The sequence below is a fragment of the Streptomyces sp. NPDC015661 genome (assembly GCF_043077765.1).
Taxonomy (GTDB): Bacteria; Actinomycetota; Actinomycetes; order Streptomycetales; family Streptomycetaceae; genus Streptomyces.
Genome location: NZ_JBIBST010000013.1, coordinates 209,330 through 236,111 on the forward strand (window position 1 = coordinate 209,330; position 26,782 = coordinate 236,111).

The window sequence follows — 26,782 nt, forward strand, 5'->3', positions numbered from 1 at the left end:
GTGGGCAGGATGGCGGCGGCCTGCCGCGCGGTGTCCGGGGTGATCTCCGACAGGGCCGAGGTCAGGAGTGCCGCCAGGCCGTCGATGGAGGTGGCGACCAGTTCGGGTGCCTGGGCGGTGGCGGCCTACAGCAGCTCCTGGGCGTGTGCGGGGCCGTCCTGCCAGAGCCGTAGGGCGACCTCCAGCTTCACCGTGAGCACGGCAAGGACCTTCGCCTCCGGCGTGCCCGCGGCCTCGGCCGCCGCCCGTGAGGCCGCACCGGCCCGTTCCAGCAGGGACTGGACGACCCTGACGATCGCCTCCTCCTTGCTCCCGACGTACTCGTAGACCGTCGGGCGCGACAGCCCTGCCTCTTCGACGATGTCGGAGACTCGGGTCGCGCGCGGTCAGGCGCGGCGGGCCAGGTCCTCGTGGCGGACCGGGTGCAGAAACGGCTCGCCCCGTGCGTGGCGCGCGAGCTCGTCCACCGCCAGCGCGCCCAGCCGGCCGATCTCGTTCCCCAGGGCGCCCGCGAGGTGCGGCGTGAGGAAGGCGTTCGGCAGGGACCACAGGGGGTGGTCCGGGGGCAGGGGCTCGGGGGAGGTCACGTCGAGGACGGCGTCGAGGCGTCCGGCGATCAGTTGCTCGGTGAGCGCGTCCGTGTCGACGAGCGCGCCGCGCGCGGTGTTGACCACGACCGTCCCGGGACGCATCAGGCCCAGCAGGCGGCGGTCGAGCAGGTGGTGTGTGTCCGGGGTGTGCGGCGCGTGGATCGACACCACGTCGCTGGTCGCGGCCAGGGTGTCCAGGTCGACCAGGGTCCAGCCCTCGCGCTCGGCCTCGGCACGGCTCACGTACGGGTCGTGGAGCAGGACCGTGGCGTCGAGCATGCGCAGCATGCCGAGCAGTCGGCGGCCGGTGTACGAGGCGCCGATGATCCCGATGGTCAGCCCGTGTGAGCCGAGCCAGGGGCGGATGCTCAGGTCGGCGGGGGTGCGGTGGGTGCGCCGCGTCCGGAAGGAGCCGGCCAGGGGGAAGGCGCGTTTGGCTCCGAACACGATCGCGGCGAAGGCGAATTCGGCGACGGGAACCGCGTTGGCGGCGGCCGCCGAGGAGACGGCGATGCCGCGGGCGTGCACCTCCGGGCTGAGGAAGGTCTTGACCGTGCCGGCCGCGTGGATCACCGCCCGGAGCCGCGGCGCGGCTTCGAGGACCTCGGTGTCGATCGGGGGGCACCCCCAGCCGGTGAGCAGCACCTCCGCCTCGGCGAGAACCGACCGTGCCGTCGTCGACGCGAAGTCCGTGACGGGTCCGGGGTGCAGCAGATCCGCGGTCGACAGCAGCCGTGCGTGCACGTCGGGCGGGAAGACGCTCTCGACGTTCGAGGGGTCCATGGCGAGAGCGGTGCGTGGTCGGTGGAGGGTTGCGGCCGCCGCTGACGCATCGGAGTCGGCACGCATCTGCTGGGGCGGCTCGTCGCTGATATCCACCTTGGCTCCAGATAGTAAACGTGTACTGCCGGGAAGGGGCACGTTAGGGACGCATCCGACGGGGCGTCAAGGGTGGCCTTGTGGAGTGAAGGGCGCTATGACCGGGCCTACTTGGGCGAACTCGGTGGCAATCCCCTTGGGGGAGTGTGTCGATTCGCGCCGCTCCTCTTGACGAGTGGGTTAAGCGCTTACTACCTTCCGCCGACAGATGACCGCTCCATGCCCCTGGCCCGATCGGGGCGCCTCCCCGCCGAACAGGACCGCTCATGGCTGATTCCACGCACTCCCCGCCGCCGGCCGTCCACCGTCTGTCGCTGCGGCAGCGGCTTCGGCGCGACAAGGTGATGCTGCTGCTCACCCTGCCGGGGCTGCTGTACTTCGTCGTCTTCCACTACGTGCCGTTGCTCGGCTACGTCGTCGCCTTCCAGGACTACCAGCCGTACCTGGGCTACCTGCACAGCGCCTGGGCGGGCGTCGAGAACTTCTCCTCCGCCTTCGCCGACCGGGCCTTCTGGTCCGCCACCGGCAACACCCTGAAAATCGCCCTTGTCCAGCTGGTGTTCTTCTTCCCCGTGCCGATCGCCCTCGCGCTGCTCCTCCACAGCATCGTCAGCGACCGGGTGCGCCGCTTCGTGCAGAGCGTCGTCTACCTCCCGCACTTCATCGGCTGGGTCATCATCGTCTCGATCTTCCAGCAGATACTCGGCGGCGCGGGCGTCGTGCCCGACCTCCTCGGACAACTCGGCCTGCCGCGCTACGACATGACGACCGACCCCGACGCGTTCCCCTGGCTGCTCGCGCTCCAGGTGGCCTGGAAGGACGCCGGCTGGGGCACGATCATCATGCTCGCCGCCCTGCTCAACATCGACCGCGGGCTCTACGAGGCGTCCGCCATCGACGGCGCCGGACGCTGGCGGCGCCTGTGGCACGTCACGCTCCCCGGGCTCTCCCCGGTCATCGTCCTGCTGCTGATCCTCAACCTCGGCCAGATCCTGTCCGTGGGCTTCGAGCAGGTCCTGCTCCAGCGGGACGCGGTGGGCCCCGACGCGGGCGAAGTACTCGACACCTACGTGTTCTTCCACGGCATCCAGAACAGCGAATGGGGCACGGCCGCCGCCGTCGGGCTCGTCAAGGCGGTCATCGGCACCGCGCTCGTCCTCGGCGCGAACACCTTCGCCCACCGGCTCGGCCACGAAGGGGTGTACCGCGGTGCTGACCGCTGAGCAGCAGAAGCAGAAGCAGAAGCAGAAGCAGAAGGACAAGAACAAGGACAAGAAGAAGGACAAGAAGAAGGACAAGAACAAGGAGAAGCGGACGACCACCCGCCCCCGGCTCCGTACGGCCGAGGCGCCTCGCCCCCTACGGGTCAAGGACTCCGGCGGCCGGCCCCCGTGGATGGAGAAGCCCACGCGCATCGGCCTGCTGGGCAAGGGGATCGTCCTCACCCTCGTCGTCGCGGCCGTCGCCTACCCCCTGCTCGGCGTCATCGGCACGAGCTTCGCCTCGCAGAGCGACATCATCAAGAGCCCCGGCCTGGTGCTCTGGCCGGAGCACCCGACCACCGAGGCCTACCGCACGGTCCTCGGCGGCGGGGTCGTCACCCACGCGCTGCTCATCAGCATCGGTGTCACCCTGGTGGGGACGGCGTGCAGCGTCCTGGTGACGATCGGCATGGCCTACGGCCTGTCCCGCCGCGACGTCACGGGCTCCCGGTTCATCCTGATGACCGCCCTCCTCACCATGCTGTTCGACCCCGGGATCATCCCCAAGTTCCTCACGGTCAAGGAACTCGGCCTCTACGACACCCTGGCGTCGCTCGTCATGCCGACGCTGGTCAGCGCCTTCAACCTGGTCGTCCTGCGCTCCTTCTTCATGAACCTGCCCGAGGAGCTGTACGACGCCGCGAAGGTCGACGGCGCCGGCGACCTCCGCATCCTGATCCAGGTGGTCCTGCCGCTGTCCAAGGCGGTCCTCGCCGTCATCAGCCTCTTCTACGCGGTGACGTACTGGAACGCCTTCTTCAACGCCATGCTCTACCTCAACGACAGCCAGAACTGGCCACTGGCGATGGTCCTGCGCACCTTCGTCCTGCAGGGCCAGTCCCTGGAGGGCGCCTCCGCCGGCGAAACGCTCGCCCCGCAGCAGTCCGTGCAGATGGCGGTCCTCGTCATCGCCGTCGTACCCATCCTCTGCGTCTACCCCTTCCTGCAGCGCTACTTCACCAAGGGCGTCCTCACCGGAGCCGTCAAGGGCTGACGTCCCCCGTCCGCGCCACCCGACGAGGGACGCGGCAGCCACCACCCCACCCCCCGCGTTCATGTCACCTCCCCATCGAGGAGTTCACCGTGTCGCGCTCCACCCCCATCAACCGCAGGACCGTGCTCCGCACCACCCTGGGCCTCGGCATCGGGCTCGCCGCCACCCCGCTGCTCACCGCCTGCGGCGACGGCGCGGCGGCCGGGAAGTCCACCGCGAAGAACCGGAGCGCGCTTCCGGCCACCGTCCCGGCGAACAGCGTCCGCGCCGACCTGCCGGGGACGCCCGCCGGAGTCCCCAACGGCTTCTACACCTACCCCAGGACACCCGTCCGCTCCGTCCGGGGAACCCCGCTCAAGGGCGCCCGGCCGGTGCGGGCCATGACCGAGACCTTCGCGCCCCCGGGGGCCGCCCGCGACAAGAACGCCGCCTGGCAGGCCATCGAGAAGCGGCTCGGCGGCACCGTCGACGTCGTCGCCGTCGCGGCCGACGACTACCCGGCGAAGTTCTCCACCATGGTCGCCGGCGGCGACCTCGCGGACGTCTTCATGTACCCCGAGACCGGAGGCGTTGACCAGAAGGCGGCCTTCCTCGCCGCCACCTGCGCGGACCTGACACCGTTCCTGGGCGGGGACGCGGTCAAGGCGTACCCGAACCTCGCGGCGATCCCGGCGACCGCCTGGCAGCAGGGGCTGTACGGCGACAAGCTGTACGGCGTGCCCATCACCCGCTGGGGAACCGCGGGCGCCGGCTTCTACCGGCACGACCTCTTCCGGCAGGTCGGCGTGGACAGCCTCGACGAGATCACCGACCTGGAGCGCTTCTTCGAGGTCTGCAAGGAGCTGACGCGGCCGAAGAAGCAGCAGTACGCCATCGTCGCCGGGGCCACCACCATGCTCGCCATGTCGGCGGGAGCGCCGTACGCCTGGGCGATGGACAGGAAGACCGGGAAGTTCACCGTCGACCTCGAGACCGACGAGTACCGATCCGCGGTCGAGACGGCCGCCAGGCTGTACGAGGCCGGCTGTTACTACCCCGGCACGCTCGCCATGTCCGGCGCGCAGAAGGCGCAGTACACGGACCTCTTCAAGAACGGCCGGGGTGCCTACGTCTTCGACGGGATCCCCGCCTACCTCCAGCCGTCCACCGGGTACGTGGACGCGATGGCGGCCATCGACAAGAGCTTCGACGTGCGGCCGTTCGTCCCCGTCGGCGCGAAGGCCGTCTCCTGGACGAACAACGCCACCCTCAGTCAGTCGTACCTCAAGAAGGCGTCCGAGGAACGGGTCGAGCAGGTCCTGAGGCTCCTCGACTTCATCGCGGCCCCCTTCGGGACCGAGGAGTACACCCTCATCACGTACGGGGTCGAGGGCACCGACCACCGGCGCGACGCCCGGGGCAACCCGGTGCTCACCGAGCAGGGCAGCCAGGACGTCGCCGTCCCCTGGGGCAAGCTCGCCTCCGGTGTCCCCGCGCTCTTCTCCACGACCTCCCAGGACGCCGTCCGCCACGTCCACGAGGCGTACACCAGGATGATTCCGAAGCTCGTCCAGGCCGACTTCCTGAACTACACGTCGCCGACCTGGGACTCCAAGGGAAGCGGCAGCCTGGCGACCCTGAAGCTGGACGGCCTCAAGGACATCATCTCCGGCCGCAAGTCCATGAAGGACTACGACGCCCTGGTCAAGGACTACCTCGCCAAGGGCGGGGAGAAGTGCCGCGGCGAGTTCGAGGAAGCCGCCCAGAAGGAAAGCGCCCAGAAGGAAAGCGCCCAGAAGGAAGCCGCCCGGAAGGGAGCCGGCCAGTGACCCGAACCCTCCGTGCCGCCCTCGCCACCGTCTCGGCCGTGGCGCTCCTCGCGCTCGCCGCCCCGGCCCAGGCCGAGCCGTTCGATCCGAAGCCCGGCTCCGACGGCGTCGGCGACCCGCTGTTCCCGACACTCGGCAACGGCGGCTACGACGTCCGGCACTACGACCTGTCGTTCGACTTCACGCCGGTGACCTACGACTTCACCGGCACCATGAAGATCTCCGCCACGGCCACCCAGGACCTCTCCTCCTTCAACCTCGACGTCGACTCCCTCGCCGTCGACGCGGTCACGGTGAACGGCGAGAACGCGGCCTGGACCGTCTCGCCGGGCAGGAGCGGCCAGGAACTCACCGTGATCCCCGCCGGCGGTCTGCACGAGCACCGCCCCTTCGACGTCGCCGTCCGCTACCACGGGAACGGGAGGACCAAGCCGATCAGCGCCCCCGGCTGGCGCTACGTGAGCGACGGCGGCTTCGTCTCCGCGGCGCAGTCCTCCCGCGCGGACACCTTCGCCCCCGTCAACGACACCCCGGGGGACAAGGCGAGCTGGACGTTCCACCTCACCGCGCCCGACGGCTGGACGCCCGCCGCCAACGGCACGGCCACGGGCACCCGCCCCGCCGGCGAGGGGAGGACCACGTACGACTTCCGCCTCGACGCCCCCATGGCCTCCGAACTCCTCGGCATCTCCGTGGCGAAGCAGACCCTCCTGACCGGGGACGGACCGCACGGCGTGCGGCTCCGCCACTACGTTCCGGCCGACCAGGTCGACACGTACCGTCCGATCGTCGAACAGACCGGCGACCAGATCGCCTGGCTGGAGCAGACCCTCGGCGTCCGCTACCCCTTCGACACGTACGGGATGCAGATCATCCGCGACGGCTACGGCGACGCCCTGGAGAACCAGACCCTGTCGCTGTTCGGACCGGGCTGGTTCAAGAACGCCGCCACCTCGACGACGTACACGAACGTCATGATCCACGAGCTGACCCACCAGTGGTTCGGCGACTCGGTCACTCCGACCGACTGGCAGAACGCCTGGCTGAACGAAGGACCGGCCGTCTACTACGCGGCGCTCTGGGCCGACCAGCGGGGCACCGCCTCCCTGGAGGCCAAGATGCGCACGGCGTACGGGAAGCTCGACGCCGTCCGCAAGACCGACGGACCGCCCGGACTGCCCACCGCACTCGGCGGGTTCAACATCTACGACGGCGCCGCGGTCACCCTCTACGCCCTGAACCAGCGCGTCGGGCAGCAGGAGTTCGACGCGATCATGAAGTCCTGGCTGCTCAAGAACCGGCACGACAACGCCGGCTCCCAGGACTTCATCGACAACGCCGTACGCGTCACCCACGACGCCGGCCTGCGGCCCTTCCTGGAGGACTGGCTGTTCGGCGAGGACAACCCGGCCATGCCCGGACACCCCGACTGGAGCTGAGGCCCACCATGAACCGCGTCCGCCTGGCGACGGGGCTCGCCGTCGCCGCCACCCTGCTGACCTCCGCGCCGGCCGCGCACGCCGATCCGGCCCCTCGCACACTCCACGCCGCTCCCGACGGCGCGGGCTCGTCCTGCACCCCCGCCCGGCCCTGCTCGCTCGAAGGCGCCCGCGACGCCGCCCGCACCGTCGACGGCCGCGACGTACGCATCGAACTGGCCGACGGCACCTATGTGTTGAGCCGTCCGCTGGAGCTCGGCGCGGCCGACTCCGGACGCGACGGGCACACCGTCACCTGGACCGCCGCACCCGAAGCCGACCCGGTGCTCTCCGGCGGCCGGGCGCTCACCGGCTGGTTCGCGAACCCGGACGGCACCTGGACGGCCCGGGCTCCCGAGGGCGTCACGCCCCGCCAGCTCTTCGTCGACGGCGAGCGGGCCGTCCGGGCCCGCGGCGAGGCCTGCCCCGCCGCCGTCTGCGACGCCACCAGGACCGGCATGACCGGCGCGCGGGCCACCGGCATCGCCGACTGGGCCCGGCCCACCGACGCGGAGGCCGTCATCCGCGTCCGATGGCGGAACTACCACTGCCGGATCGCCGGCGTCAGCGGCGACACGATGACCTTCGCCCAGCCCTGCTGGACCAACTCGTCCGGAGGCACCGACCGCACGGGACCCGCCTGGGACACCACCACCGTCGACTCGACCCGCTACACCGAGGTCTCCTTCTTCGAGAACGCCCGCGAACTCCTCGACGAACCGGGCGAGTTCGTCTGGGACTCCGCCGCGCGCACGGTCACCTACCTGCCGCGCGCGGGCGAGGACATGCGCCACGCCAAGGCCGTCACCCCGGTCACCGAGAACCTGCTCGCGCTCGACGGCGCCCACGACGTCCGCGTCACCGGCATCGGTTTCACGTACGCCGCCTACCGGCAGCCCTCCACCGACGGGGGCTACGCGGGCACCCAGGCCGGCCTCACCCTGACCGGCGCCACCGGGCCCGTGGACCACGCCGGCCGGCACTACACCAAGCCCGCCGCAGCGCTCACCGTCCGCGGCGGCAGGAACGTCCTCGTCGAAGGAGCCGTGTTCAGCCGGCTCGGCGGCGCGGGCGTGATCTTCGAGCGGGGAACCCAGGACTCGACGCTCACCCGCTCCCGCTTCAGCGACCTCTCCTCCGGCGCCGCCTACATCGGCGACACCGAGCCCGCACCGGCCGCCGAGCTCACGGGGGCCCGCAACACGGTGTCGTACAACACCGTCCGCCGCACCGGCGTGGAGTACACCGACGCCGTCGGCATCTGGGCGGGCTACGAGGCCGGGACCGTCATCGACCACAACACGCTCGACGACCTGCCGTACTCCGGCATCTCCGTCGGCTGGGGCTGGAACCAGCCCGAGGCCCGGGACTCCGTCCTGCGCGACAACCGCATCACGAACAACCGCATCACCAACGTCATGCGCGCCGCGTACGACCAGCACGACGGCGGCGCGATCTACACCCAGGGCGCCCAGCCCGGCACCGTCGTCTCCGGCAACTACGTCAACCGCAGCGCGTACGGCAACACCGAACGCGACGGCAACGGCATCTACCTCGACGAACAGTCCAGCCACATCACCGTCACCCGCAACGTGATCACCCGCGTCGGCTACAAGTGGGTCTCCAACTGGGCCGACTACGGCATCGACAACCACGCCACCGGCAACTGGACCGACACCGCGGCCCCCGCCCTCGCCGGCACGGGCTCCACCATGACCGACAACCTGACCGGGCTCGACCTCCTGCCCGCCGAAGCCCTCGCGGTCGCCGAAGCGGCGGGCGCGGGCGGCCGCGGCCGCGTGGAACAGCTCCGCCCGGACCTGGCCCGGACCGCCACGGCGACCCAGTCGTCCACGGACGGCACCGCCGTCGCCGCACGCGCCACCGACGGCGACACCACCACCGACACCCGCACGCTCGCCGAGCCCGGTGCCTGGTGGCAGCTGGACCTCGGCGCCGTGCGCCGCATCGGACAGATCGAGGTGTGGAACAACAGCTCCATGACCACTGCCGACTTCGACGTCCTGCTCGCGACCGCGGCCGACTTCTCCGACGCGACGACGCTCCACGTCACGGGCCGGGCGCTGCGACCCACCCTGCTCGACACCGACACCGACACCGACACCGACACCGACACCGACACCGACACCGACACCGTCACCGAGGCCCGGTACGTACGGATCCGGCTCACCGGAACCGGGCGCGTCGCCCTGTCGCACGTCCTGGTCCACCCGTAACCCTCGTAACCCTCGTAAACCCTCGTAAACCCTCGTACGAGAGAAGGCAGGCCCATGAACGCCCCCACCGATCTGCGCCTCGGCGTCCTCGGCTACGGACTGCGCGGCTCCCTCGCCCGCACCGCCCACCGGCCGGGCGCCGGCTCCCGCGTCACCGCACTCGCGGACCACGACGCCGCGGCGCGGACGGCGGGGGCCCTCGCCTTCCCCGGCGCCACGATCAGCGGCGACCACCGGAAGGTGATCGCCGACCCCGACGTCGACGCGGTCCTCGTCCTCACCCCCGACCACACCCACGCCGACCTCGCCTGCCAGGCACTGCGGGCGGGCAGGCCCGTCTTCGTCGAGAAGCCCCTCGACATCGGCGTCGAACGCTGCGACGAGATCCTCCGCACCGCGTACGAGACCGGCACCCGCCTCTACGTCGGCCACAACATGCGCCACATGCCGGTCGTCCGCCTGATGCGCGACATCATCGCGCGCGGCGAGATCGGCGAGGTCAAGACCGTGTGGGTACGGCACTTCGTCGGCTACGGAGGCGACTGGTACTTCAAGGACTGGCACGCCGAACAGCGCTGCACCACCGGGCTGTTGCTACAGAAGGCCGCCCACGACATCGACGTCCTGCACTGGCTGGCGAACGGCTGGACACGGCGGGTCCAGGCCCTCGGCGACCTCATGGTGTACGGCGACAACCCGCACCGCCGCGCACCCGGCGAACCCAAGCCGGACGACTGGTACACCAAGGACGGCCACTGGCCCCCGCACACCCAGCGCGGCCTCAACCCCGTCATCGACGTCGAGGACGTGTCGCTGGTCAACATGCGCCTCGACAACGGTGTGCTCGCCGCCTACCAGCAGTGCCACTTCACCCCCGACTACTGGCGCAACTACACCGTCATCGGCGACGCGGGCCGCCTGGAGAACTTCGGCGACGGACCGGGGGGAGTGGTGAAGGTGTGGAACGCGCGCCGCTCCGGACACCGCCCCGAGGCCGACGCCGAGTACCCCGTGCCGGCGGCCGAGGACAACGCCGGCCACGGCGGCGCCGACCCGCTGCTCGTCGACGAGTTCCTGCGCTTCGTCCGCGAGGGCGGCCGCACCGACACCTCGCCGGTCGCGGCCCGCATGGCCGTCGCGACCGGCGTCCGGGCCACCGAGTCGCTCCGCGACGGCGGCAGCCCCCGCGAGGTCCCGCCCCTCGCCCCGGAGCTGGTCGCCTACTTCGAGGGCGGGCAGAGTGCCGGCCGCCGGATCACCTCAGCCACCTGACCCGCCGCCGGGCGAAGCCCCGGTGACGGCCTGTGTCTCCCGCCCGATCATGTCCCGCAGCGGCACGCCGTCGATGTTGCCGAGGATGACGCCGACCCAGCCGGTGTACGGGTAGATGGTCCAGTTGGCGGCGACACCGGGGTTGCCTCCGGCGCGCTGGTACTGCCACTGGCCGTTGACGATGGAGACCGGAATCCCGTACGCGCCGAACCTCGCCGGTCCGTGGGGGAGCTTGGCCCCGGTGAGCACGTCGGCCCAGGGCCGGTCGAGGAGCGTGCCGTCACCCAGTGCGCGCGCGAACCGGACCAGATCCGGCGCGGTGGCGAAGCCACCGTCCCCGGGGGCATCGATGAAGGCGCGGCCCGGATTCCTCCCGAGTACGTTCGGGTCCGGGCTGCTCTGGTCCAGATTGCGGACGGCGTCGACCTGGCTGCCGTCGGCCAGCGTCATGTACGGGTGCGCGAGGTGCGTGTCGGTGAGCCACTGCGGCCTGGTGGAGAACGCCGCGCCCGTCATGCCGCAGCGCTTGAAGACGTGTTCCTCGACGTAGTCCCAGTACGTCGTGCCGGCCACGGCCTCCACGATCAGCGCGGAAAGGGTGACCTCCGCCTCCGCGTGGTCGGCGGCGGCGGTGCCCGGGACGCTCACCAGCTTCGCCTGCCGGGCCCGCCGCGCGTAGTACTGGTGCACCTCGTCCCGGCTCTGGAAGACGCGTTGCACGTCTTCGTCCGGGCTGTCCAGTCCGGAGGTGCCGGAGAGCAGGTGGTGGATGGTCACCTGCTCGGCGATGTCCTCGGCGAAGCCCCGCAGATGGGTGCCCACCGTGTCCGACAGCTTCAGCTTGCCCTGCTGCGCCAACTGCAGGACGGCCACCGCGCCGAACGGCTTGCCCGCCGAACCGAGGCTGAACGCGACGCCCTCGTGATTGCGGATCCCCTTCTCCTCGTCGGCCGTGCCGTAGCTGCGGGACAGCACCGTCCTGCCCTGGTGCGACAACAGCACCACGCCGGAGAACCTGCCTTCGGCGGCCAGCTTCGCCACGTACCGGTCGTAGGCTCCGCCGGGACGGGTGTCCGGTGGGACGTCGGGGTGGGTCGGGGCCGGACGGTGCTGTCCCGCAGCCACGGCTTGGTCGGGCCGGGCGCCCACCACCGGCGCGGCGGCCGCCACCACGCCGGCGGCTGCCCACCCGCCCCACCCGAACAGCCGCCGCCGGCCGAGACCACGTACGGAATCCGAGTCCATGATCACGATCCTCTCCCGATCGACAAACCGACCGCCGCAGGTCTGCTGCGGTCCGTGCCTCCACTGAAGACGGAAGACTGTTGTGGTGGCGTAGGGGATTGTCGAAACGTCCGCGATACACGGCAGCCCCGGCTTCAAGGACCGGGACCGCCTCAAGCAACTGCATTGACGGGGGAGGGAGGCCCCGGCCGCCGAGGCCTCCCCGGGCGCACGTCAGCAGCCGGGCGGTGTCGTTCCGCCGACGGAGACCCGGAGGTCCGCACCCTGGGCTCCCACCGAGCAGACCGTCACCGCCGCGCCGGCGATCTCGTCGGCGAGCGTCATGCCCGCGGTGAGCGGGGCGTCGGCCGTCGTCGTCGTGGCGGGCGTCGTGTCCACGAGCCGGTTGTGGACGGTGCCGCCGGTGGTGACGATGCGGACGATCACGCCGTTGACCAGCGGGTCGGTCGAGAGGTAGTCGTCGTACGGGGGTGTGGCGCGGCGGTACTCCAGCGACAGGTAGCTGCCGTCACCGCGCGCGATCCGGTACTCCTGGATCCCGCTCTCCCCGAGCACGCCCAGCTGCCGGCTGCCGCTCGACTCGACCTTCACGACCTGGGTGTCCGGCACCCAGCCGGCGAAGTGCCGGTAGTCGACGGGGTAGAGGTGCATGCCGCCGCCACCCATGGTGTCCGTGGGATCCGCGCCGCCGCCGACCGTGCAGGCCGTGGTCACCCGGGTGATGCTTCCGGCGGTGGGGCAGGCCCTGAGCGTGTCGGAGTGCTGGAAGCCGAGGTTGCGGCCGAACTCGTGCGTCCACATCCAGGTCTTGTGGCCCACGCCGTTCGAGATGATCCAGTTCCCCGGCATGGAGGCGAGGCCCTCGAAGGCGCAGCCCGAGTGGCGGGAGATGTCGATGAAGAGGTAGTCGTACGTGTCCGGGTCGACGCCCCGTGCGAGCGCGGCGGCTTCGGCCGAGCTCCGGATCGCCGTCGTGTCGCACGTGGCCGGGCGCGTGCCCAGGTCGACGTCGGCGAGCAGGTCGCCCCTGAGGTCGAGCGCGCCTCCGGACACCTCCTGGAGGTACGAGCGGAGCGAGGGGTACGCGTCGCCCAGCGTCGCCTGGAGCACCGCGGCCGGATCGGCGGGGGTGGCGTCGTTCCAGTGGGTCGCCATCACCAGGGCCCGCTTCTGCCCGGTTACGGGACGGACCGGCCAGCCGGAGCGGAACGTGTCGCCGTCCCACAGCCGCATGGAGGTGTACTCGCCCGCGGCGGGGGCGCAGGCGCCGGTCTGGACGATGCTGCCGCCGCTGAAGGTGCGCAGGCAGTTCCCCGCTCCGGCGTCGGCCTTGTACTTGTTCTGCAGCTGGACGTAGCCGTTGCCCTGGTCGACCGCCTTCCACAGGCGCATGGAGGTGTATTCGCCGGCGGCCGGGGTGCAGGCGCCCACCTCGACGGTGTTGGTGCCGCTGAACGCGCGCAGGCAGTTCCCCGCTCCGGCGTCGGCCTTGTACTTGTTCTGCAGGAGGACGTAGCCGTTGCCCTGGTCCACCGCCTGCCACTGCCGCATGGAGGTGTACTCGCCGGCGCCCGGGGTGCAGGCGCCCACCTCGACGGTGTTGGTGCCGCTGAACGCGCGCAGGCAGTTCCCCGCTCCCGCGTCCGCCTTGTACCTGTTGCCGACGAGCGAGTAGCCCGCGGCCTCGGCCTCGGCCTGCCGGACCGGCGGCGCGGCCGTCGCCGGCGCGTACGAGACCAGCGCCCCGAGCGCGACGATCGCGGTCATGAGGGCGGCGGGCCGGGCGGCGCGCCGTCGTACGGACGAACGTGTCATCTCTCCTCCATCGCTTGCTGTCGATGTCAGGCGTGCAGTTCGGTCCCGTCCGGGAAGCGGATGGTCACGGCGGCGGTGTCCGTGCCGTCGCCGTCGAGGACCGCGACCCGGACGGCCTCGCGGAGTTCCCGGGGATGGACGGCGTCGCCCGAGAGGACCACCAGGGTCACGTGGACGCTGCGCCCTCCCGGGTGGGCGGCGGACCGGACGTACGGGACCGCCGAGTGCGGGCCGAAGGCGTTGGCCTCGACGTCGCGGGCCACGGCGGCCGTCTCGTCCCACCCGTACAGACCGACGACCGCGCTGGTCAGGCCGTCGGGCCGGCGGGCCGTGGCCCAGTGCGGTCCGGTGTGCCCGGCCGGCCGCTCCGTCCCGGCGACCGCGTGCCCCCCTTCGCGCACGGTGACACCGGGCGGTGCCTCGACGCGGTGCACCCGGACCTCCCACGGCCCGTGCAGCAGCGAGGTCGTCTCGATGCGGTACGCGGTGTCGTCGCCGGGGAGCCGGGCCGCGTGCCACGAGGAGGCCCGGCGTTCCGAGGCGCCGAGGGGGTGGATGCGGACCCGGCGGCTGACGGCGCCGTCGGCGTCGACCAGGGCGATGTGGTTGTCGACCGCCCGCTCCCAGGCGTGCGGGGCGCTCTGCGGCGCCGTGTGGGTGGAGTAGGCGAGGGCCGCGTAGTGCGGATCGGCCGAGACCTCCGCGGGCTCGGGCGGATGGTGGTCGCTGCCGTGGTTGACCAGCCGGACGATCCCGTCGTGCCGGGTGCCGTGCAGCAGCCAGCCCGGCACCGGCAGGGCCGTGTACTGATCGTCCCCCTCGACGGGCAGGGGCAGCTCCCGTGCCGTCCACACCTCGTGGTCGGCCGGCAGCAGCAGCCCGAGGAAGCCCTTGCTCGCCCAGTACGGCGAGGCGGGTCCCGAGTACGGCTGGGTGCCGGGCAGGAAGGTGTCGTACCAGCCCAGCGGGAGCAGCCCGCGCTCGTCGGGGACGCCCCGCTCGGTGAAGTGCCGTACGGCACCGGATGCCAGACGCCGCGTCAGTCCGGGCGCGTACGGGGTGGCCCCGGTCAGCGCGCCCATCCAGACCGGCGCGAGGGCGGCGTACCGGTACGCCAGCGAGCGGCCGTGGTGCACGGGCGCGCCGTCGCCGCCGAAGAAGTGCACATGGTCGCGGAGGAAGGCGGTGAGGCGCTCCTTGTAGACCTTCGCCCGGCCACCGTCCTCGTCTCCGGCGATCCGTGCCCACAGCAGCGGGTACAGGTGCAGGGCCCAGCCGTTGTAGTAGTCGAAGTTTTGGCCGTCGCCGTCGGTGTACCAGCCGTCGCCGAGGTACCAGTCCTCGATCCGGTCCAGTCCGCCGTCGATGTCCGTCTGGTCGTACGGGGCCCCGACGGAGGCGAGGAACTGCTCGGAGACGACCTGGAAGAGCCGCCAGTTGTTGTCCCAGGTCCGGCCGCCGACGAAGCCGGAGAACCAGTCGGCGACCCGCTCCTGGACCCGGTGATCCAGCCGGTCCCAGATCCAGGGCCGGGTCTCGTGCAGGCCGATCGCGATCGACGCGGCCTCGACCATCTGCTGCGAGCAGTCCGTGAGCCGTGGCCAGGCCTCCCCGGACGCCGGATCGGTCCCGGCCGCGAGCCCCGCCGCGTACCGCTCGACGAGCCGGGGATCCGCGTCGCCGCCCGCCCCGGCGATGCGGAAGGCCGCGAGCAGGAACGTGCGCGCGTAGCCTTCGAGACCGTCGCAGACGATCCCCGACCAACTGGCCCGGCCCGGCAGCCGGTACTGGGCGAAGCCGGGCGTGGCGTACGGCGCCACGCCCGCGAGCAGGGCGTCGGCCACCGCCTCCCAGTGGGCGCGGGTCCACCCGGTGCGCGGCGAGAGCATCCGGTCGGTGGGCGGCAGGGACACATGGGGCGCGGGCATGGAACCCCTCACTTCCTGGTCGGGGCGGCTGCGTGGGAACGGGCCTCGGAGGTCAGTACAGTTCGGCGGCGTGCGTGTGTCCGCGCGAGCCGCCCACCCGGACGGTCAGGACCGGGCGGCGGCCGGGGGCGACCGTGACCGTGTCGTCGGCGCTCCGCACGCCCTCTACCGGCCACGGCAGTTCGACGGTGAGCGTGCCGCCCGTGCGGCCCGGGTCGGCGACCGCCACGGACACGCCGTCGTCGCGTCGCCGGAGCAGGACCGTGCCGGGGCCGCTCGCGGTGATCCCGGCGGCGGTGCCCGCGGCCCAGAAGTGCACGGCGATCAGCCCGAGCGCACGCACCTGGATCGCCTGTGCCGCGGGGGTGTTGGCGACGACCTCCACCGGGCGGGACGCCGCCCAGGAGGCGGTACGGGCCGCGCCGAAGCCGGGCAGCAGCACGTAGGCGTAGCCCGCGCCGGCCGGCGAGACGCCGTGGTCGAACCAGAGCGTCGCATAGCGCCGGGTGGTCGTCTCGTCCGAACCTCCGGTGTCCGCACCGGTGTTGATGTCGCTCCAGGCGCCGGTGCGATCCTCGCGCAGGGCGTGTACGTCGGCCCCGCCGGGGAAGACGTAGCCGCCCACGCCCTCCAGGTGGGCCCAGCGCGCTCCGGGGACGAGGGTGCCGGTCACGTCCCGCCCGTCGACGGTGAGCCGGTTCGCGCCTCCGGCGTGCAGATTGCGGTTCTCGACGACGGTCTCGACCGCGCGGCCGTCGGAGGCCGTGATCCCGGCCCCGAGCGCGACCACCGCGTCGTCCAGGCAGAACCACGCCTTGCGGGCCCGCAGTGTGCTGCCGTTCCCGATCAGCTCCATCGCGGCGGCCCCGTAGCGGCCGTCGAGGACGGCCCCGCCGGCGACGGCGTTGGCGGGCCGGTACGTGCTCGTCCCCGGCGCGCTGCCCGCGTCGGCGCGCGGCCGCGTGTCCACGGTGGTCCCGGGCAGCCGGTACGGGTCGACGGTGGGCCAGAAGTCGTCGGAGTACTGGGCGCGATCGGCGTCGTACAGGTACGTCATCCCGTCGCCGGTGTACCAGCCGTGCAGGTTCTCGCCGTTGCCCGCCTCGTAAGCGGCGATCCGCTTCGACGACAGGCTGAGGGCCAGCGTCCATCCCGGGCGGCGGTGCACGATCCGGTCCATGTCGGCGAAGACCGTGTGACCGACGGCGGGCGGGGCGGCCGGGATCGCCGGGTCGGTGAGGACGGCGCTCGCCCGGCGGGTCGCGGCGATGCCGAGGAGCGGGAGGTAGGGCGTCGTGGTGTTGCGCTCGATCCAGCCCTTGGCGATCGCACGCCATCGGGCGGCATGCTGCGGGGGCGCGCCCATGGCGAGGAGCAGCATGTTGGAGGTCGTGCCGGCGCCGGTGTGGAAGTCCCGCTCCCGGTTCCGGGAGATCGCCCGGCCTCGTACCGCGTCCATCATCAGCCCGTCGAAGGTGACGGCGGCGAAACTCCGCTCGACGGCCTCGTGGATCACGGAGACGCCGGTGTCGGTGATGCGCCACTCCGAGTCGGCGAGCAGCGCCGTGAGGTAGGCGACCCTGCTGAGCAGGACGTTGCCGTAGGTGCCGGTGTAGGCGACGTAGTCGTGCTGGACGAACGAGCCGTCGGGGTAGAAGCCGTCGCCCGAGGCAACGTACCGGAACAGGCTGTTCCGGCCCGCGTCGCGGGTGTCGGACAGCCCGTCACGGGCCAGGGCGAGCTTGTCGGCACTGCCCCCGACGATGCCGCGCAGTGCGACGATCGCCGCCTTGTCGGCCCGGTTGGCGCCGGTCTCGGCGAGGCTGGGCAGGTTGGTGCGACGGTCGGGATTCGCGCAGAACCGGTCCACGACGGCGCAGTAGTCCGCGATCCGCCCGGGAGCGATGCGGTCGTGGAGCAGGACGCACACGTCCATGAGGCTGCGCGGCGCGCCGATCTCCCAGAACCACCAGTTGCCGGACTCCGGCTTCGCGGGATTGTAGGCCCGGTCGAAGAGGAAACCCAGCGCCTCGACGACCGCCGCCGCGACCTCCTCGTCGCCGTGCAGCACGGCACCCGGAGTGGCCCAGGCGGTGGCCAGGGTGAGCAGCCGACCGTACGAGAGGGCGAAGTTGGACGGTGCGGCGACGGGCGCGAGGTCCGTCCAGAGGGCCGTGCGGGCGGTGCTCCGGTCCAGGGCCTCCCACTGCGCCGACGCCGAGGCGTTCAGGGACGTCAGCGCGGTGGCGTACACCGGGTCGAGGGGGTCGATGGCGCCGCCGGTGGCCAGCTCCGCCGCGCGGGCCCGCAGGGCGGCGAAGGGGTCGGGCGCCGGGGGAGCGGGGTCGGCGTGGGCGGCGCCCGTCCCGGTGGTGACCGGGAGGAGGAGGGCGCCGATGCCGGCGGCGAGCAGGGTGCGTCTGCGGGTCTTGAAGTCGGTCACGGTCGTCCTCCCGGACAGGCGTCAGTCGGTCAGGGTGCTCGGGTCGACGGTGGGCGCGGGCAGGTTCAGGGCGGCGATCTCGGCCCTGCCGGCGGCGTCGACCGGGAACGCCCAGCGGTCGAGGAAGAACGTGGTGAGGTCGCGGCCGGCGACCCGGCTGGAGTACGTCGCCAGCGCGCGGTACCGCTTGGCCGTCTCCGTCCAGTCGGACTGCGGGTTCTCCTCGCGGACCAGCCGGTGCAGACGCGGCCAGAAGTCCTCGCCGAACGCCAGCTCCAGCTGACGCAGAGGGACGAGCTTCTCGTACGCGGAGAAGGACTTCTCGTAGGCGAGGCCCGCGCTGCCGAACTTCGCCCGCGCCGACTGGAAGGGGTTGAGGCCGGTGGTGGCGTTGACGGTGAGCAGGTTCGACGGCTGGCCCAGGGTGCGCTGCGCCGCCAGGGAGTAGATGTTCACGGTCACTTCGGTGAGACCGCTGGGCTTGTACGCCATCTGCTGATGGAGGTGCCCGAGCTCGTGGTACAGACCCCAGCCCCGGGTGCGCAGGCCCTCGACGGTGGTGAGCCGGTCGAGATAGGCGCGCGGGAAGCCGTTGTAGCCGTGGGTGGCGTAGGCGCCGACCCCGGTGGGGACCCGGGAGACCTCGGTGAAGTGGTAGGGGCCGGCCTTGCGGCGGTGCACCGGCGCGGATCCGTCGAGGCCGCTGATCGCCGCGTGCGAGTCGATGACGGTCTCCAGGAGCCGCAGCAGCGCCTCGTGGTCCTGGTCGCGGTGGAGCAGCGCGCCCTCGCGGGTGAGGGTGAGGATCGTGTGCGGCGCGGTCAGCTCGACGTACGGGACGTCCGTGAGCGCGTCGAGTGCGGCCTGGTACTCGGCCTCGGTGGTGCGGCCCAGGTCGAGCGTGGCCATCGGCACCGCCCCGGACCGGAACATGACGGCGGCGCGCTGCCCCTCACCGGCCAGGGTCAGGTAGACGGGGCCGCCGTGCGGGTCGGTGACGGTGTTGGCGCCGGGCTTGAGCGGATAGGAGCGCGGCGCGGTGATGGTGCCGTAGTTGTCCCACAGGCCGATCCACAGCGTCGGCACGAGTTCGTCGTACGGCAGCACGTTGAGGCCGAGCTCGGCGCCCGGCGGGACGTACAGACCGGTCGCGGTGAACTCGCTGCCGCGCAGCGCCTGGGCGAGGCGGAGCCGCTCGCTCTCCGCGTCTGGTCGCGCGGTCACGGTGACGGTCACGGGCAGGCCGGCGGGAGCGGCCTGGGCTTGTTCCGGGGCGGTGGCGGCGTGGGCCGGGGCGGTGCCCAGGAGGGCGGCCGCGCCGGCGCCGGCCAGGCCCGTGAGGACGGAACGACGGTCGACAGCGGGGCGGTGGGGCATCCGGTCTCCTCGGGGACGGAGGGCCTGAACAGACTGCCCGACAGGATGTAAGCGTTTTCTGTGCCAGGCAAGAGGAGGGCCGGAGTTTCTAAGATTTACTACGATGCAGTACGGGAGTTGCCGGAGCATCGAGCAGTAAACGCTCTCCGCCGAGGCGCACACAGAGAGGCGGGACCGATGAAGGGGAGCCGACAGCAGCCGGCGGGGGAGCCGCGGCGCGCAACCATCAGGGACGTGGCCGCACGCGCCGGTGTGTCGACGGCGACGGTGTCTCGGGTGCTCAACCGCAACTATCCGGTGGCGGAGGAGACCCGCGACCGGGTCGAGGGCGCGATGCGGGAGCTCGGCTATGTGGTGAACGCGCACGCGCGGGCGCTCGCCGGCACCTCCAATCGCACCGTGGGGATCATCGTCAGCGAGATCGTCGACCCGTTCTTCGCGTACATCGCGCGGGGCGTCGAGCGCGAGGCGGCCCGCACCGGACGGCTGTGCCTGGTCTGCTGCACGCAGGGCGACGCCAAGCGCGAGCTGGCCTTCGTCGACCTCCTGCACGAGCAGCGCGCCGACGTCGTCGTCCTGGTCGGGGGCAGCGTCGTCGACCGCGCCTACACGGCCGAACTCACCCGCCGGGCGGAGGAGCTGCACGCCGGAGGGTCGTCCCTGGTGCTGTGCGGCCGGCCGTCGCTCGGCGGAAAGGTGCCCGCGGCGGTCGTGGAGTACGACAACGAGGGCGGGGCCTTCGCCATCACCGACCACCTGCTGACCCAGGGCCACCGGCGGATCCTCTACCTCGGGGGTCCGCCCGCCGTGTCGACCACGCTGGACCGTCTGGCCGGCTACCGGCGGGCGCTCGACCTGCGCGGCGTCCCGTCGGACGAGGCCCTCGTGCACACCGGCGCCTTCAGCAGGGCCTTCGGCTACCGCAGGACCCTCGAACTCCTCGCCGAGGGGCCCGACTTCACGGCGATCTTCGCGGCGAACGACATCGTGGCGGCCGGCGCGGCGCAGGCGCTGGAGGAGGCGGGCCTCCGCGTTCCCGAGGACGTCTCCCTCGTCGGGTACGACGACGTGCCCGTCGCCCAGGAGATGCGTCCGCGGCTGACCACCGTGCACATCCCCCTGGAGGAGATGGGGCGTCAGGCCGTACGGCTGGCCACCCCGGCGGACGAGGACGACGACGCCTGGCAGGCGCCGGTCTCGGGCCCCCACCGGCTGGGGACGCACATCGTCGTCCGTGACTCGGTGGCCCCGCCGAGGACCGGCCGCGCGCGCGGGGGCGCCCGGCGCCCGCGGAGTCACTGAGGGACCGTCACGGCCGCCGGCCCACCAGCTCCGTCCGGTCGGCGACGACGACTCCGTCGTGCAGGACGGTGCGGTCGGTGCCGCGGTCCATCACGGCACTGGTGGGGGTCCCGCCGTCCACGAGCAGCAGGTCGGCCCGGTCGCGGGAGGCGGCCCGGTCTTCACGGCCGCGGTGCGGTGGTGCGTACGGATCGGCGACTCGTGCGGATCCGGCACGTCGGCCCTTCGGTATTCGGGGGAGGGGATGGTCGGGATGGCATACCAAAGGAGTGCGTCATCAACGGGGCTTGGCCCCATTGAGAAGGTGCCATCTTCCATTCCGTATACCAAGGCCTACGATGGCGGCCCGGTCATGAGCCCCAGGAGGTCGTATGCGCACCCGTTGGCGCGCCCGCCACGTACTCGCCCACCAGGACGGCGGTCACGCACTGCTGCGGGACGGCGAGGTGGTGTGGGAGGACGACGCCCTCGTGTACGTCGGCCCCCACTACGACGGCCCGCTCGACGAGGACCGCGACCTCGGGCACTCCCTCGTCATGCCGGGTCTGATCGACCTCGACGCGCTCACCGACATCGACCACCTCGTGCTCGACTCCTGGTCCGACCCCGAACGCGGCCGTGGACTCCAGTGGTCCCTGGACTACTTCACCCACCGCCGGCACGACGTGTTCACACCCGAGGAGCGGCACACGATCCGCGAGTACGCCCTCGTGCAGCTCGCGCTGCACGGCGTCACCACCTACATGCCGATCGCCTCCGAGGTCCACAGCGCCTGGGCCGAGCCGTACGACGAGCTCGTGGCCATGGCCGAGACCTCGCGCCGGCTCGGGCTCCGCGGCTACCTCGGCCCCGCCTACCGCTCCGGTGTCAACGTGACGCTGCCCGACGGCAGCCGGGGCGTGGCCTTCGACGAGGACCGGGGCCGCGCCGGCCTGCGCGACGCCGTCCGGTTCCTCGACCACCTCGACAAGCTCGCCGACCCGCTGCTGACCGGCGTACTGCTGCCCTGCCGCATCGAGACCCTCACCGAGGAACTGCTGCGCGAGACGGCCGCCACGGCCCGCCGACGCGACGTCCTCGTACGCCTGCACGCCCTCCAGGGCACCCTGGAGCGGGACCTGGTCCGCGACCGGCACGGGAAGACACCCCTCGAACTGATCGGCAGTACGGGCCTGTTCGGCACCCGGCTGCTCGTACCGCACACCGTGCTCGTCGACCGGCACCCCGATGTGCACGGCGAGGACCGGGGCGATCTGGCCGCGCTGGCCCGCGCCGGGGTGTCCGTCGTGCACTGCCCCCTGACCTCCCTGCGCTACGGGGACGTCCTGCACTCCTTCGGCGCCTACCGGCAGGCCGGCATCAACATCTGCCTCGGCACCGACTCCTTCCCGCCCGACCTGATCCGCGGCATGGACCTCGGCGTCCACCTCGCCAAGGTCGTCGACGGCCGGATGGACGCGGCCCCGGTCGAGCGGTACGTCGAGGCCGCCACGCTCGGCGGAGCCCGCGCCCTGGGCCGCACCGACCTGGGCCGGCTCCAGGCAGGCGCCCAGGCGGATCTCGTCGCCTTCCGACTCGGCGACATCCGCGACGGCGTGCAGGACGACCCCGTCCGCACCTTCCTGCTCAGCGGCACCGCACGGCAGGCCACGGACTCCGTCGTCGCCGGCCGCCCCGTCCTCCTCGACCGCGGCATCCCCGGAGTGGACCTGGCAGCCCTGCAGGAACGGGCACAGGACCTGTTCGACAAGATGCGGGCGGCGTACGGCGAACGCGACACCCTGCGCCGGGACGCCGACACGCTGTTCCCGCCCGCCTTCCCGCCCTTCCGGGCGGGAGCGTGACCGGTCCCGCCGCCCCTCCACCGCCCGAGCCCGTCACCGTCTCGCACGGGGACCGCGCCGAAGCGCTCCTCCGCCCGCGCATCCACTGAAGGAGACGGCAGCCCCTCCGCGGGGCATACCTGCCGGCGGAGGTGAACGCGATGGACGCGCGGGTCGGCCGGGGCGCCAAGGCGCTGGTGATGTTCGGGCTGCTGCTCGCGGCCGCGGCAATGGTGGGCTGCGGCCCGGGGGCGGAGCAGAGCACCGGGACCGTACGCGGCACGGTCGTACGGCCGCCCGGCCGGGACCCGAGGTCCGGCGGAGGCGCGACGGACGGCTCGGACACGGCCCGCGTGCCGGTGAACGGGGACCCGGTGCGGGCGCGGGACGAGCACGGCCGCGTGGTGGCGAGCACGGTCAGCGCGCCGCCCGACGGCGGCTTCCGGTTCGATCTGCCGCCGGGCACGTACCGGATCACGGAGGACATCTTCGGCGCCGCCGCGCAGGTACGCGTACGGGCGGGTGAAACCGTCTCCGTGACCCTGACCGTCGCGTCCGCCTGAGCGACGTCCGCCTGAGTGGGAGCCGCCCGAGTGACGGCCGCGCGAGTGGCGGCCGTCCGCCCACACTCGACCGAAAGGGTGCAGTTCTCCGGCGAAGGAGTGTCTGCGACGCTCCGCGTCTGGCGCACCTCACGCTCGGTGATCACGCTGCTGCTCGTCTCGATACCACCCGACCTCCCGACGAGGAGATCCGCGCGTGAACGATGCACCGGCTCGCCCCGGCATCAGACGGTCCCGATCGGTCCTGGGCCGCGTACTCGCCGCCACTCTCACCCTGGGGCTGACGGCCCCCCTCCAGGCGTGGGCGCACACACCCCCTCCCGCACCCGCCCCGGCCGACCGGCACCTGCTCAGCAGCCCGACGGACCTCACCAAGCTGCCCCGTCCGAAGAGCACCGGCCCCGCCCGACTGGTCGCGCAGGCCACCCCCGGAGTCGCCGTCATCGACGCGTCGGCGTCGGCTTCCAGCGGCGGCGGCAACGAAACGTCCATCGCGATCAACCCGGCCGACCCCAAAGAGATCGTCATCACCCGGTTCAACGGGTCCTGGTCGGGAGTCGGCGGCAGCAACGCGGATCTGCTCCACTCCCTCGACGGCGGCATCACCTGGACGAACCGCGCCACCATCCCCTTCCACGGCCTCACCGACACGACGAACGGCCCCAACGACCAGACCGTCGACTTCGACCGCAACGGCAACCTCCACGGCTCGTTCCTCACCTGCAGCTCCGCCACCACGACGGCCGCGTTCTGCGCCACCTCCCATGTGGTGACCGGATCGACGGACGACCCGACGGACGCGACGCACTGGCGCTGGTTCGGCAACCCGCCCACCCAGGCCACGAGCGGCACCCGCACCGGGACCGACCAGCCGTGGATGCTGGTCAACCGGGACACCGCGAACGCCGCCCAGGACAACGTCTACGTCGGCCTGCAGGACTTCGGCGGCGCCCCGGACGCACGGGTGGCCGTCTACGACGGCGCGGCCGCCTCCCAGCCCGCCGCGGTCAGCCGGGACAACATCGCCGGCACCATGAGCCCCCTGGTCACCAACGGGGCCCTGCGGCTGGCCAAGGACCCGCGCAACGGCACGATGTACGCGCTGTACCAGACCTCGACCGGCACGAACCAGACCAACAGCGTGCTCCGCAACCAGCCCGTCAGCGTCAACTGGCGGCTCAACCGGTCGACGGACAACGGCCAGACCTGGACCCTCAACGGCGACACCAACGGCATCGTCGTCGCCGCCGAGAACAGCGACCAGGGCCTCGGCTTCAAGTTCGGCGGCGTGAACGCCCTGCTCGGCGGCAACAACCACGCGGCCGTCGACCCCGGCAACGGTGACGTGTACGTCGCGTACGGCGCCGACACCGCCACCGGCAACAACCAGCTGCGGATGCGCCGGCTCACCCCCAACGGCTCCGGCGGTCTGAACATCGGCGGGGCGGTGAACATCTCGGCGTCGACCGACGCGGCACTGCCGTCCGTCGCGATCCTCGACAACGGCACCATCGGCGTCCTGTACGACACCTTCGACGGCACCAACACCGCCGGATTCCCGGTGTTCTCCGCACACCTGGCCCGCAGCACCGACCACGGCGCCACGTTCACCGACACCCTCCTGCAGACCTTCTCGTCACCCCAGACGGACCAGACCGGCTGCGACACCCGCCCGCAGCCGCCGAACCCGAACCCGCCGAACCTCAGCTGCGCCCGGCAGCGCGTCCTCGGCGACTACCAGCAGCTGAAGGCCGTCGGGAACACCTTCTACGGCGCCTTCCCCGGCCACACCGGCGGCCGCGACCCCGTCGGATCGCCGCCGATCCACGCCCTGTTCTTCAGCATCCCGCAGGTCACCGAGACCTCCCTGTCGTCCTCGGCCAACCCGTCGGTGTACGGCCAGCCGGTGACGTTCACCGCGGCCGTCCGGCCCGTCCCGGACGGCGGCACCGCGAGCTTCAAGGTCGACGGCAACGCCCTCGGCGGAGCCGTACCGGTCGACACGACCACGGGATCGGCGACCTCCGACCCGATCGCCACGCTCGGCGTCGGCGACCACACCGTCGACGCCACCTACAGCGGCACCACCGACTTCGTGGGCAGCACCGCCGCCGCCCTCACCCAGACGGTGAGCAAGGCACCGACCGTCACCACGCTCACCTCCGGCGCCAATCCGTCCTCGTACGGACAGCCGGTGACCTTCACGGCCGTCGTCTGCCCGAGCGGCGCCAGCACCAGCCCCACCTCGGCGCCGACGGGCACGGTCGCCTTCCGGGACGGCACCACCCTCCTCGGCACCGGGACACTGAGCCCCGGCGGCGGTACGAACTGCGCGCGGGCGCAGCTCACCCACGCGAACCTGCTGCCCGGCAGCCACACCGTCACCGCCCAGTACAGCGGTGACGGCAACTACCTGGCCGGCGACCCCGCGACCCTCACGCAGACGGTGACCTGCACCCGGACCATCACCGGCGACTACCCCCGGGACGTGTTCGCCAGCCGTGAGAGCACCTGCATCATCGACGCGAACGTGGGCGGCACGGTCCACGGCATCGCGCAGGGCGCCCTGTTCATCGGCAACTCGACCGTCAACGGCAGCGTCCTGTCGACGCGGGGCACCCTGTTCGCCATCTGCGACAGCCTGATCGACGGATCCGTCGCCGTCGCCCGCGCCACCGGATTCGTCCTCCTCGGCGACCCCGGTGACGACGGCTGCGCGGCCAACCGGATCACCGGAGGCGTACAGCTGTCCGACAACACCTCGGGCGCCGAGCTCGTCTCCAACGACATCCGCGGCTCCGTCCAGGTGAACGGCACCACGGGCAGCGGACCGTTCCCGATCGACAACCGGGCCGCGATCGTCGGCAACACCATCGGCGGATCGCTCAGCTGCGCGCGCAACGTGCCCCCGCCGAGCAACCGGGGCGTCCCCAACACCGTGACGGGCACCCGTCGCGGGCAGTGCTCCGCCCTCTAGCCGTACGGCGACAGCACCCCTGAAGGCCGCCACCCACAGGCACGGGTGGCGGCCTTCACCGCGGGGCGGCCACCTCCTCACGGCTCGGCCCGACGGAGCCGTGGCTCGCGTCAAGAAGGCGTGAGGAGCGCGGCGCCCGGCGTCAGGAACGTGCCAGGAGCGGCGGGAGCCACCGTGACCGGGGGACACCCCGAGCGGACCCCGAGCACGAAGGAGCTCACCCCCATGTCCGCTCTGACCACCGAGAACAGCGCCACGCCCGCCGTCGAGGAACCCCCGGATCCCGGCCGTCACCGGCTGACGGCCGTCACCGGTCTCGCCGCGCTGTCGCTCGACGGGATGGCCTCCGTGGCGTACGGACCCGAGGCCTTCGTCCTCGTCCTCGCGGCCGTCGGCGGACACGGCCTCGGCTTCACCCTCCCGGTCACGCTGGCCATCGCCGGCCTCCTGGCCGTCCTCGTGGCCTCGTACCGCCACGTCATCGCCGCCTTCCCGGACGGCGGCGGATCCTACGCGGTGGCCAGGGCGCACCTCGGCCGCCGCACCAGCCTCGTCGCCGCCGGCTCCCTCGTCCTCGACGACGTCCTGAACGTCGCCGTGGCCGTGACCGCCGGCGACCGGCTCCGCTTCCGCTGCTGACCACGACGTCGCCGGGCGGGCGGCCTACGCCGCCCGCCCGGTTGACGGCGCGCCTACTTGGGGTCCCGGTTGAACACCGCCTTGGACCAGAAGTAGCCGAGGGTGGCGAGGGCGAGGCACCAGGCGAGGGCGAGCCAGCCGTTGTGGCCG

17 protein-coding genes and 2 pseudogenes are annotated in these 26,782 nt (G+C 72.2%); 12 read left to right on the forward strand and 7 right to left on the reverse strand.

The annotated features are described in order from the left end of the window. The first annotated feature begins 9 nt into the window (after positions 1-9). Complete coding sequence (locus tag ACF07V_RS31555) at positions 10-327, forward strand: hypothetical protein (RefSeq protein ID WP_392159106.1); 318 nt, start codon at positions 10-12, stop codon at positions 325-327. A 59-nt stretch (positions 328-386) separates the two neighbouring features. On the opposite strand, the gene ACF07V_RS31560 is transcribed toward ACF07V_RS31555, so the two are convergent. After that, positions 387-1,373: a hydroxyacid dehydrogenase gene (locus tag ACF07V_RS31560; protein ID WP_392159107.1), complete on the reverse strand. Its 987-nt coding sequence runs from the start codon at positions 1,371-1,373 to the stop codon at positions 387-389. A 362-nt stretch (positions 1,374-1,735) separates the two neighbouring features. On the opposite strand from ACF07V_RS31560, the gene ACF07V_RS31565 reads away from it, so the two are divergent. The 6 genes from ACF07V_RS31565 to ACF07V_RS31590 all read left to right on the forward strand — a co-directional run bounded on the left by ACF07V_RS31565 (position 1,736) and on the right by ACF07V_RS31590 (position 10,520). Further along, complete coding sequence (locus tag ACF07V_RS31565; RefSeq protein WP_392159108.1) at positions 1,736-2,692, forward strand: ABC transporter permease; 957 nt, start codon at positions 1,736-1,738, stop codon at positions 2,690-2,692. A gap of 172 nt (positions 2,693-2,864) precedes the next feature. Continuing rightward, positions 2,865-3,725 (forward strand): carbohydrate ABC transporter permease, encoded by an 861-nt coding sequence (locus ACF07V_RS31570; RefSeq protein WP_392159129.1) that lies wholly within the window; start codon positions 2,865-2,867, stop codon positions 3,723-3,725. A gap of 89 nt (positions 3,726-3,814) precedes the next feature. Next, positions 3,815-5,533 carry an extracellular solute-binding protein gene (locus tag ACF07V_RS31575; RefSeq protein ID WP_392159109.1) on the forward strand — a complete coding sequence of 573 codons (1,719 nt, stop codon included), beginning with the start codon at positions 3,815-3,817 and terminating at the stop codon, positions 5,531-5,533. After that, positions 5,530-6,972 (forward strand): M1 family metallopeptidase, encoded by a 1,443-nt coding sequence (locus ACF07V_RS31580; protein WP_392159110.1) that lies wholly within the window; start codon positions 5,530-5,532, stop codon positions 6,970-6,972. The genes ACF07V_RS31575 and ACF07V_RS31580 overlap by 4 nt, the downstream gene beginning before the upstream one ends. A gap of 8 nt (positions 6,973-6,980) precedes the next feature. After that, positions 6,981-9,248, forward strand: coding sequence for a right-handed parallel beta-helix repeat-containing protein (locus ACF07V_RS31585; protein ID WP_392159111.1), 2,268 nt, complete (start codon positions 6,981-6,983; stop codon positions 9,246-9,248). 54 nt (positions 9,249-9,302) lie between these two features. After that, a complete protein-coding gene (locus ACF07V_RS31590; protein WP_392159112.1) occupies positions 9,303-10,520 on the forward strand; it encodes a Gfo/Idh/MocA family protein in 1,218 nt (405 codons plus the stop codon). On the opposite strand, the gene ACF07V_RS31595 is transcribed toward ACF07V_RS31590, so the two are convergent. From ACF07V_RS31595 to ACF07V_RS31615, 5 genes are all read right to left on the reverse strand, one after another. Next, entirely contained in the window at positions 10,509-11,765 is a 1,257-nt protein-coding gene (locus ACF07V_RS31595) for a serine hydrolase domain-containing protein (protein WP_392159113.1), read from the reverse strand. The two genes, ACF07V_RS31590 and ACF07V_RS31595, sit on opposite strands and share 12 nt — an antisense overlap. Before the next feature lie 213 nt (positions 11,766-11,978). Continuing rightward, on the reverse strand, positions 11,979-13,580 hold the full coding sequence (locus tag ACF07V_RS31600; RefSeq protein WP_392159114.1) for a hypothetical protein: 1,602 nt from the start codon (positions 13,578-13,580) through the stop codon (positions 11,979-11,981). A 26-nt stretch (positions 13,581-13,606) separates the two neighbouring features. Beyond that, a complete protein-coding gene (locus tag ACF07V_RS31605) occupies positions 13,607-15,508 on the reverse strand; it encodes a DUF2264 domain-containing protein (RefSeq protein WP_392159115.1) in 1,902 nt (633 codons plus the stop codon). A gap of 52 nt (positions 15,509-15,560) precedes the next feature. Then, entirely contained in the window at positions 15,561-17,951 is a 2,391-nt protein-coding gene (locus ACF07V_RS31610; protein WP_392159116.1) for a polysaccharide lyase 8 family protein, read from the reverse strand. A gap of 21 nt (positions 17,952-17,972) precedes the next feature. Next, complete coding sequence (locus ACF07V_RS31615; protein WP_392159117.1) at positions 17,973-19,328, reverse strand: M60 family metallopeptidase; 1,356 nt, start codon at positions 19,326-19,328, stop codon at positions 17,973-17,975. 177 nt (positions 19,329-19,505) lie between these two features. Here ACF07V_RS31615 and ACF07V_RS31620 point away from each other — a divergent pair, with 177 nt between their 5' ends. From ACF07V_RS31620 to ACF07V_RS31640, 5 genes and pseudogenes are all read left to right on the forward strand, one after another. After that, entirely contained in the window at positions 19,506-20,630 is a 1,125-nt protein-coding gene (locus ACF07V_RS31620; protein WP_392159118.1) for a LacI family DNA-binding transcriptional regulator, read from the forward strand. Between the two features lie 371 nt (positions 20,631-21,001). Then, a complete protein-coding gene (locus tag ACF07V_RS31625; RefSeq protein WP_392159119.1) occupies positions 21,002-22,474 on the forward strand; it encodes a chlorohydrolase family protein in 1,473 nt (490 codons plus the stop codon). Between the two features lie 140 nt (positions 22,475-22,614). After that, a complete protein-coding gene (locus tag ACF07V_RS31630; protein ID WP_392159120.1) occupies positions 22,615-23,016 on the forward strand; it encodes a hypothetical protein in 402 nt (133 codons plus the stop codon). Positions 23,017-23,212: 196 nt separating this feature from the next. Next, the gene (locus ACF07V_RS31635) at positions 23,213-25,993 is read left to right on the forward strand and encodes an Ig-like domain repeat protein (protein WP_392159121.1); all 2,781 of its coding nucleotides are present in this window, start codon (positions 23,213-23,215) and stop codon (positions 25,991-25,993) included. 225 nt (positions 25,994-26,218) lie between these two features. Then, positions 26,219-26,608, forward strand: a pseudogene (locus ACF07V_RS31640) (amino acid permease); the annotation flags it as partial. Positions 26,609-26,685: 77 nt separating this feature from the next. Here the strand turns inward: ACF07V_RS31640 and ACF07V_RS31645 are convergent. Then, positions 26,686-26,782: pseudogene (locus tag ACF07V_RS31645) on the reverse strand (ABC transporter permease); the annotation flags it as partial.

Excerpts from the sequence above, each read along its gene's own strand:
- ACF07V_RS31555 (WP_392159106.1), top strand. The coding sequence starts at position 10 with ATGGCGGCGGCCTGCCGCGCGGTGTCCGGGGTGATCTCCGACAGGGCC.
- ACF07V_RS31560 (WP_392159107.1), bottom strand. The coding sequence starts at position 1,373 with ATGGACCCCTCGAACGTCGAGAGCGTCTTCCCGCCCGACGTGCACGCA.
- ACF07V_RS31565 (WP_392159108.1), top strand. The coding sequence starts at position 1,736 with ATGGCTGATTCCACGCACTCCCCGCCGCCGGCCGTCCACCGTCTGTCG.
- ACF07V_RS31570 (WP_392159129.1), top strand. The coding sequence starts at position 2,865 with ATGGAGAAGCCCACGCGCATCGGCCTGCTGGGCAAGGGGATCGTCCTC.
- ACF07V_RS31585 (WP_392159111.1), top strand. The coding sequence starts at position 6,981 with ATGAACCGCGTCCGCCTGGCGACGGGGCTCGCCGTCGCCGCCACCCTG.
- ACF07V_RS31590 (WP_392159112.1), top strand. The coding sequence starts at position 9,303 with ATGAACGCCCCCACCGATCTGCGCCTCGGCGTCCTCGGCTACGGACTG.
- ACF07V_RS31595 (WP_392159113.1), bottom strand. The coding sequence starts at position 11,765 with ATGGACTCGGATTCCGTACGTGGTCTCGGCCGGCGGCGGCTGTTCGGG.
- ACF07V_RS31600 (WP_392159114.1), bottom strand. The coding sequence starts at position 13,580 with ATGACACGTTCGTCCGTACGACGGCGCGCCGCCCGGCCCGCCGCCCTC.
- ACF07V_RS31605 (WP_392159115.1), bottom strand. The coding sequence starts at position 15,508 with ATGCCCGCGCCCCATGTGTCCCTGCCGCCCACCGACCGGATGCTCTCG.
- ACF07V_RS31615 (WP_392159117.1), bottom strand. The coding sequence starts at position 19,328 with ATGCCCCACCGCCCCGCTGTCGACCGTCGTTCCGTCCTCACGGGCCTG.
- ACF07V_RS31620 (WP_392159118.1), top strand. The coding sequence starts at position 19,506 with ATGAAGGGGAGCCGACAGCAGCCGGCGGGGGAGCCGCGGCGCGCAACC.
- ACF07V_RS31625 (WP_392159119.1), top strand. The coding sequence starts at position 21,002 with ATGCGCACCCGTTGGCGCGCCCGCCACGTACTCGCCCACCAGGACGGC.
- ACF07V_RS31630 (WP_392159120.1), top strand. The coding sequence starts at position 22,615 with ATGGACGCGCGGGTCGGCCGGGGCGCCAAGGCGCTGGTGATGTTCGGG.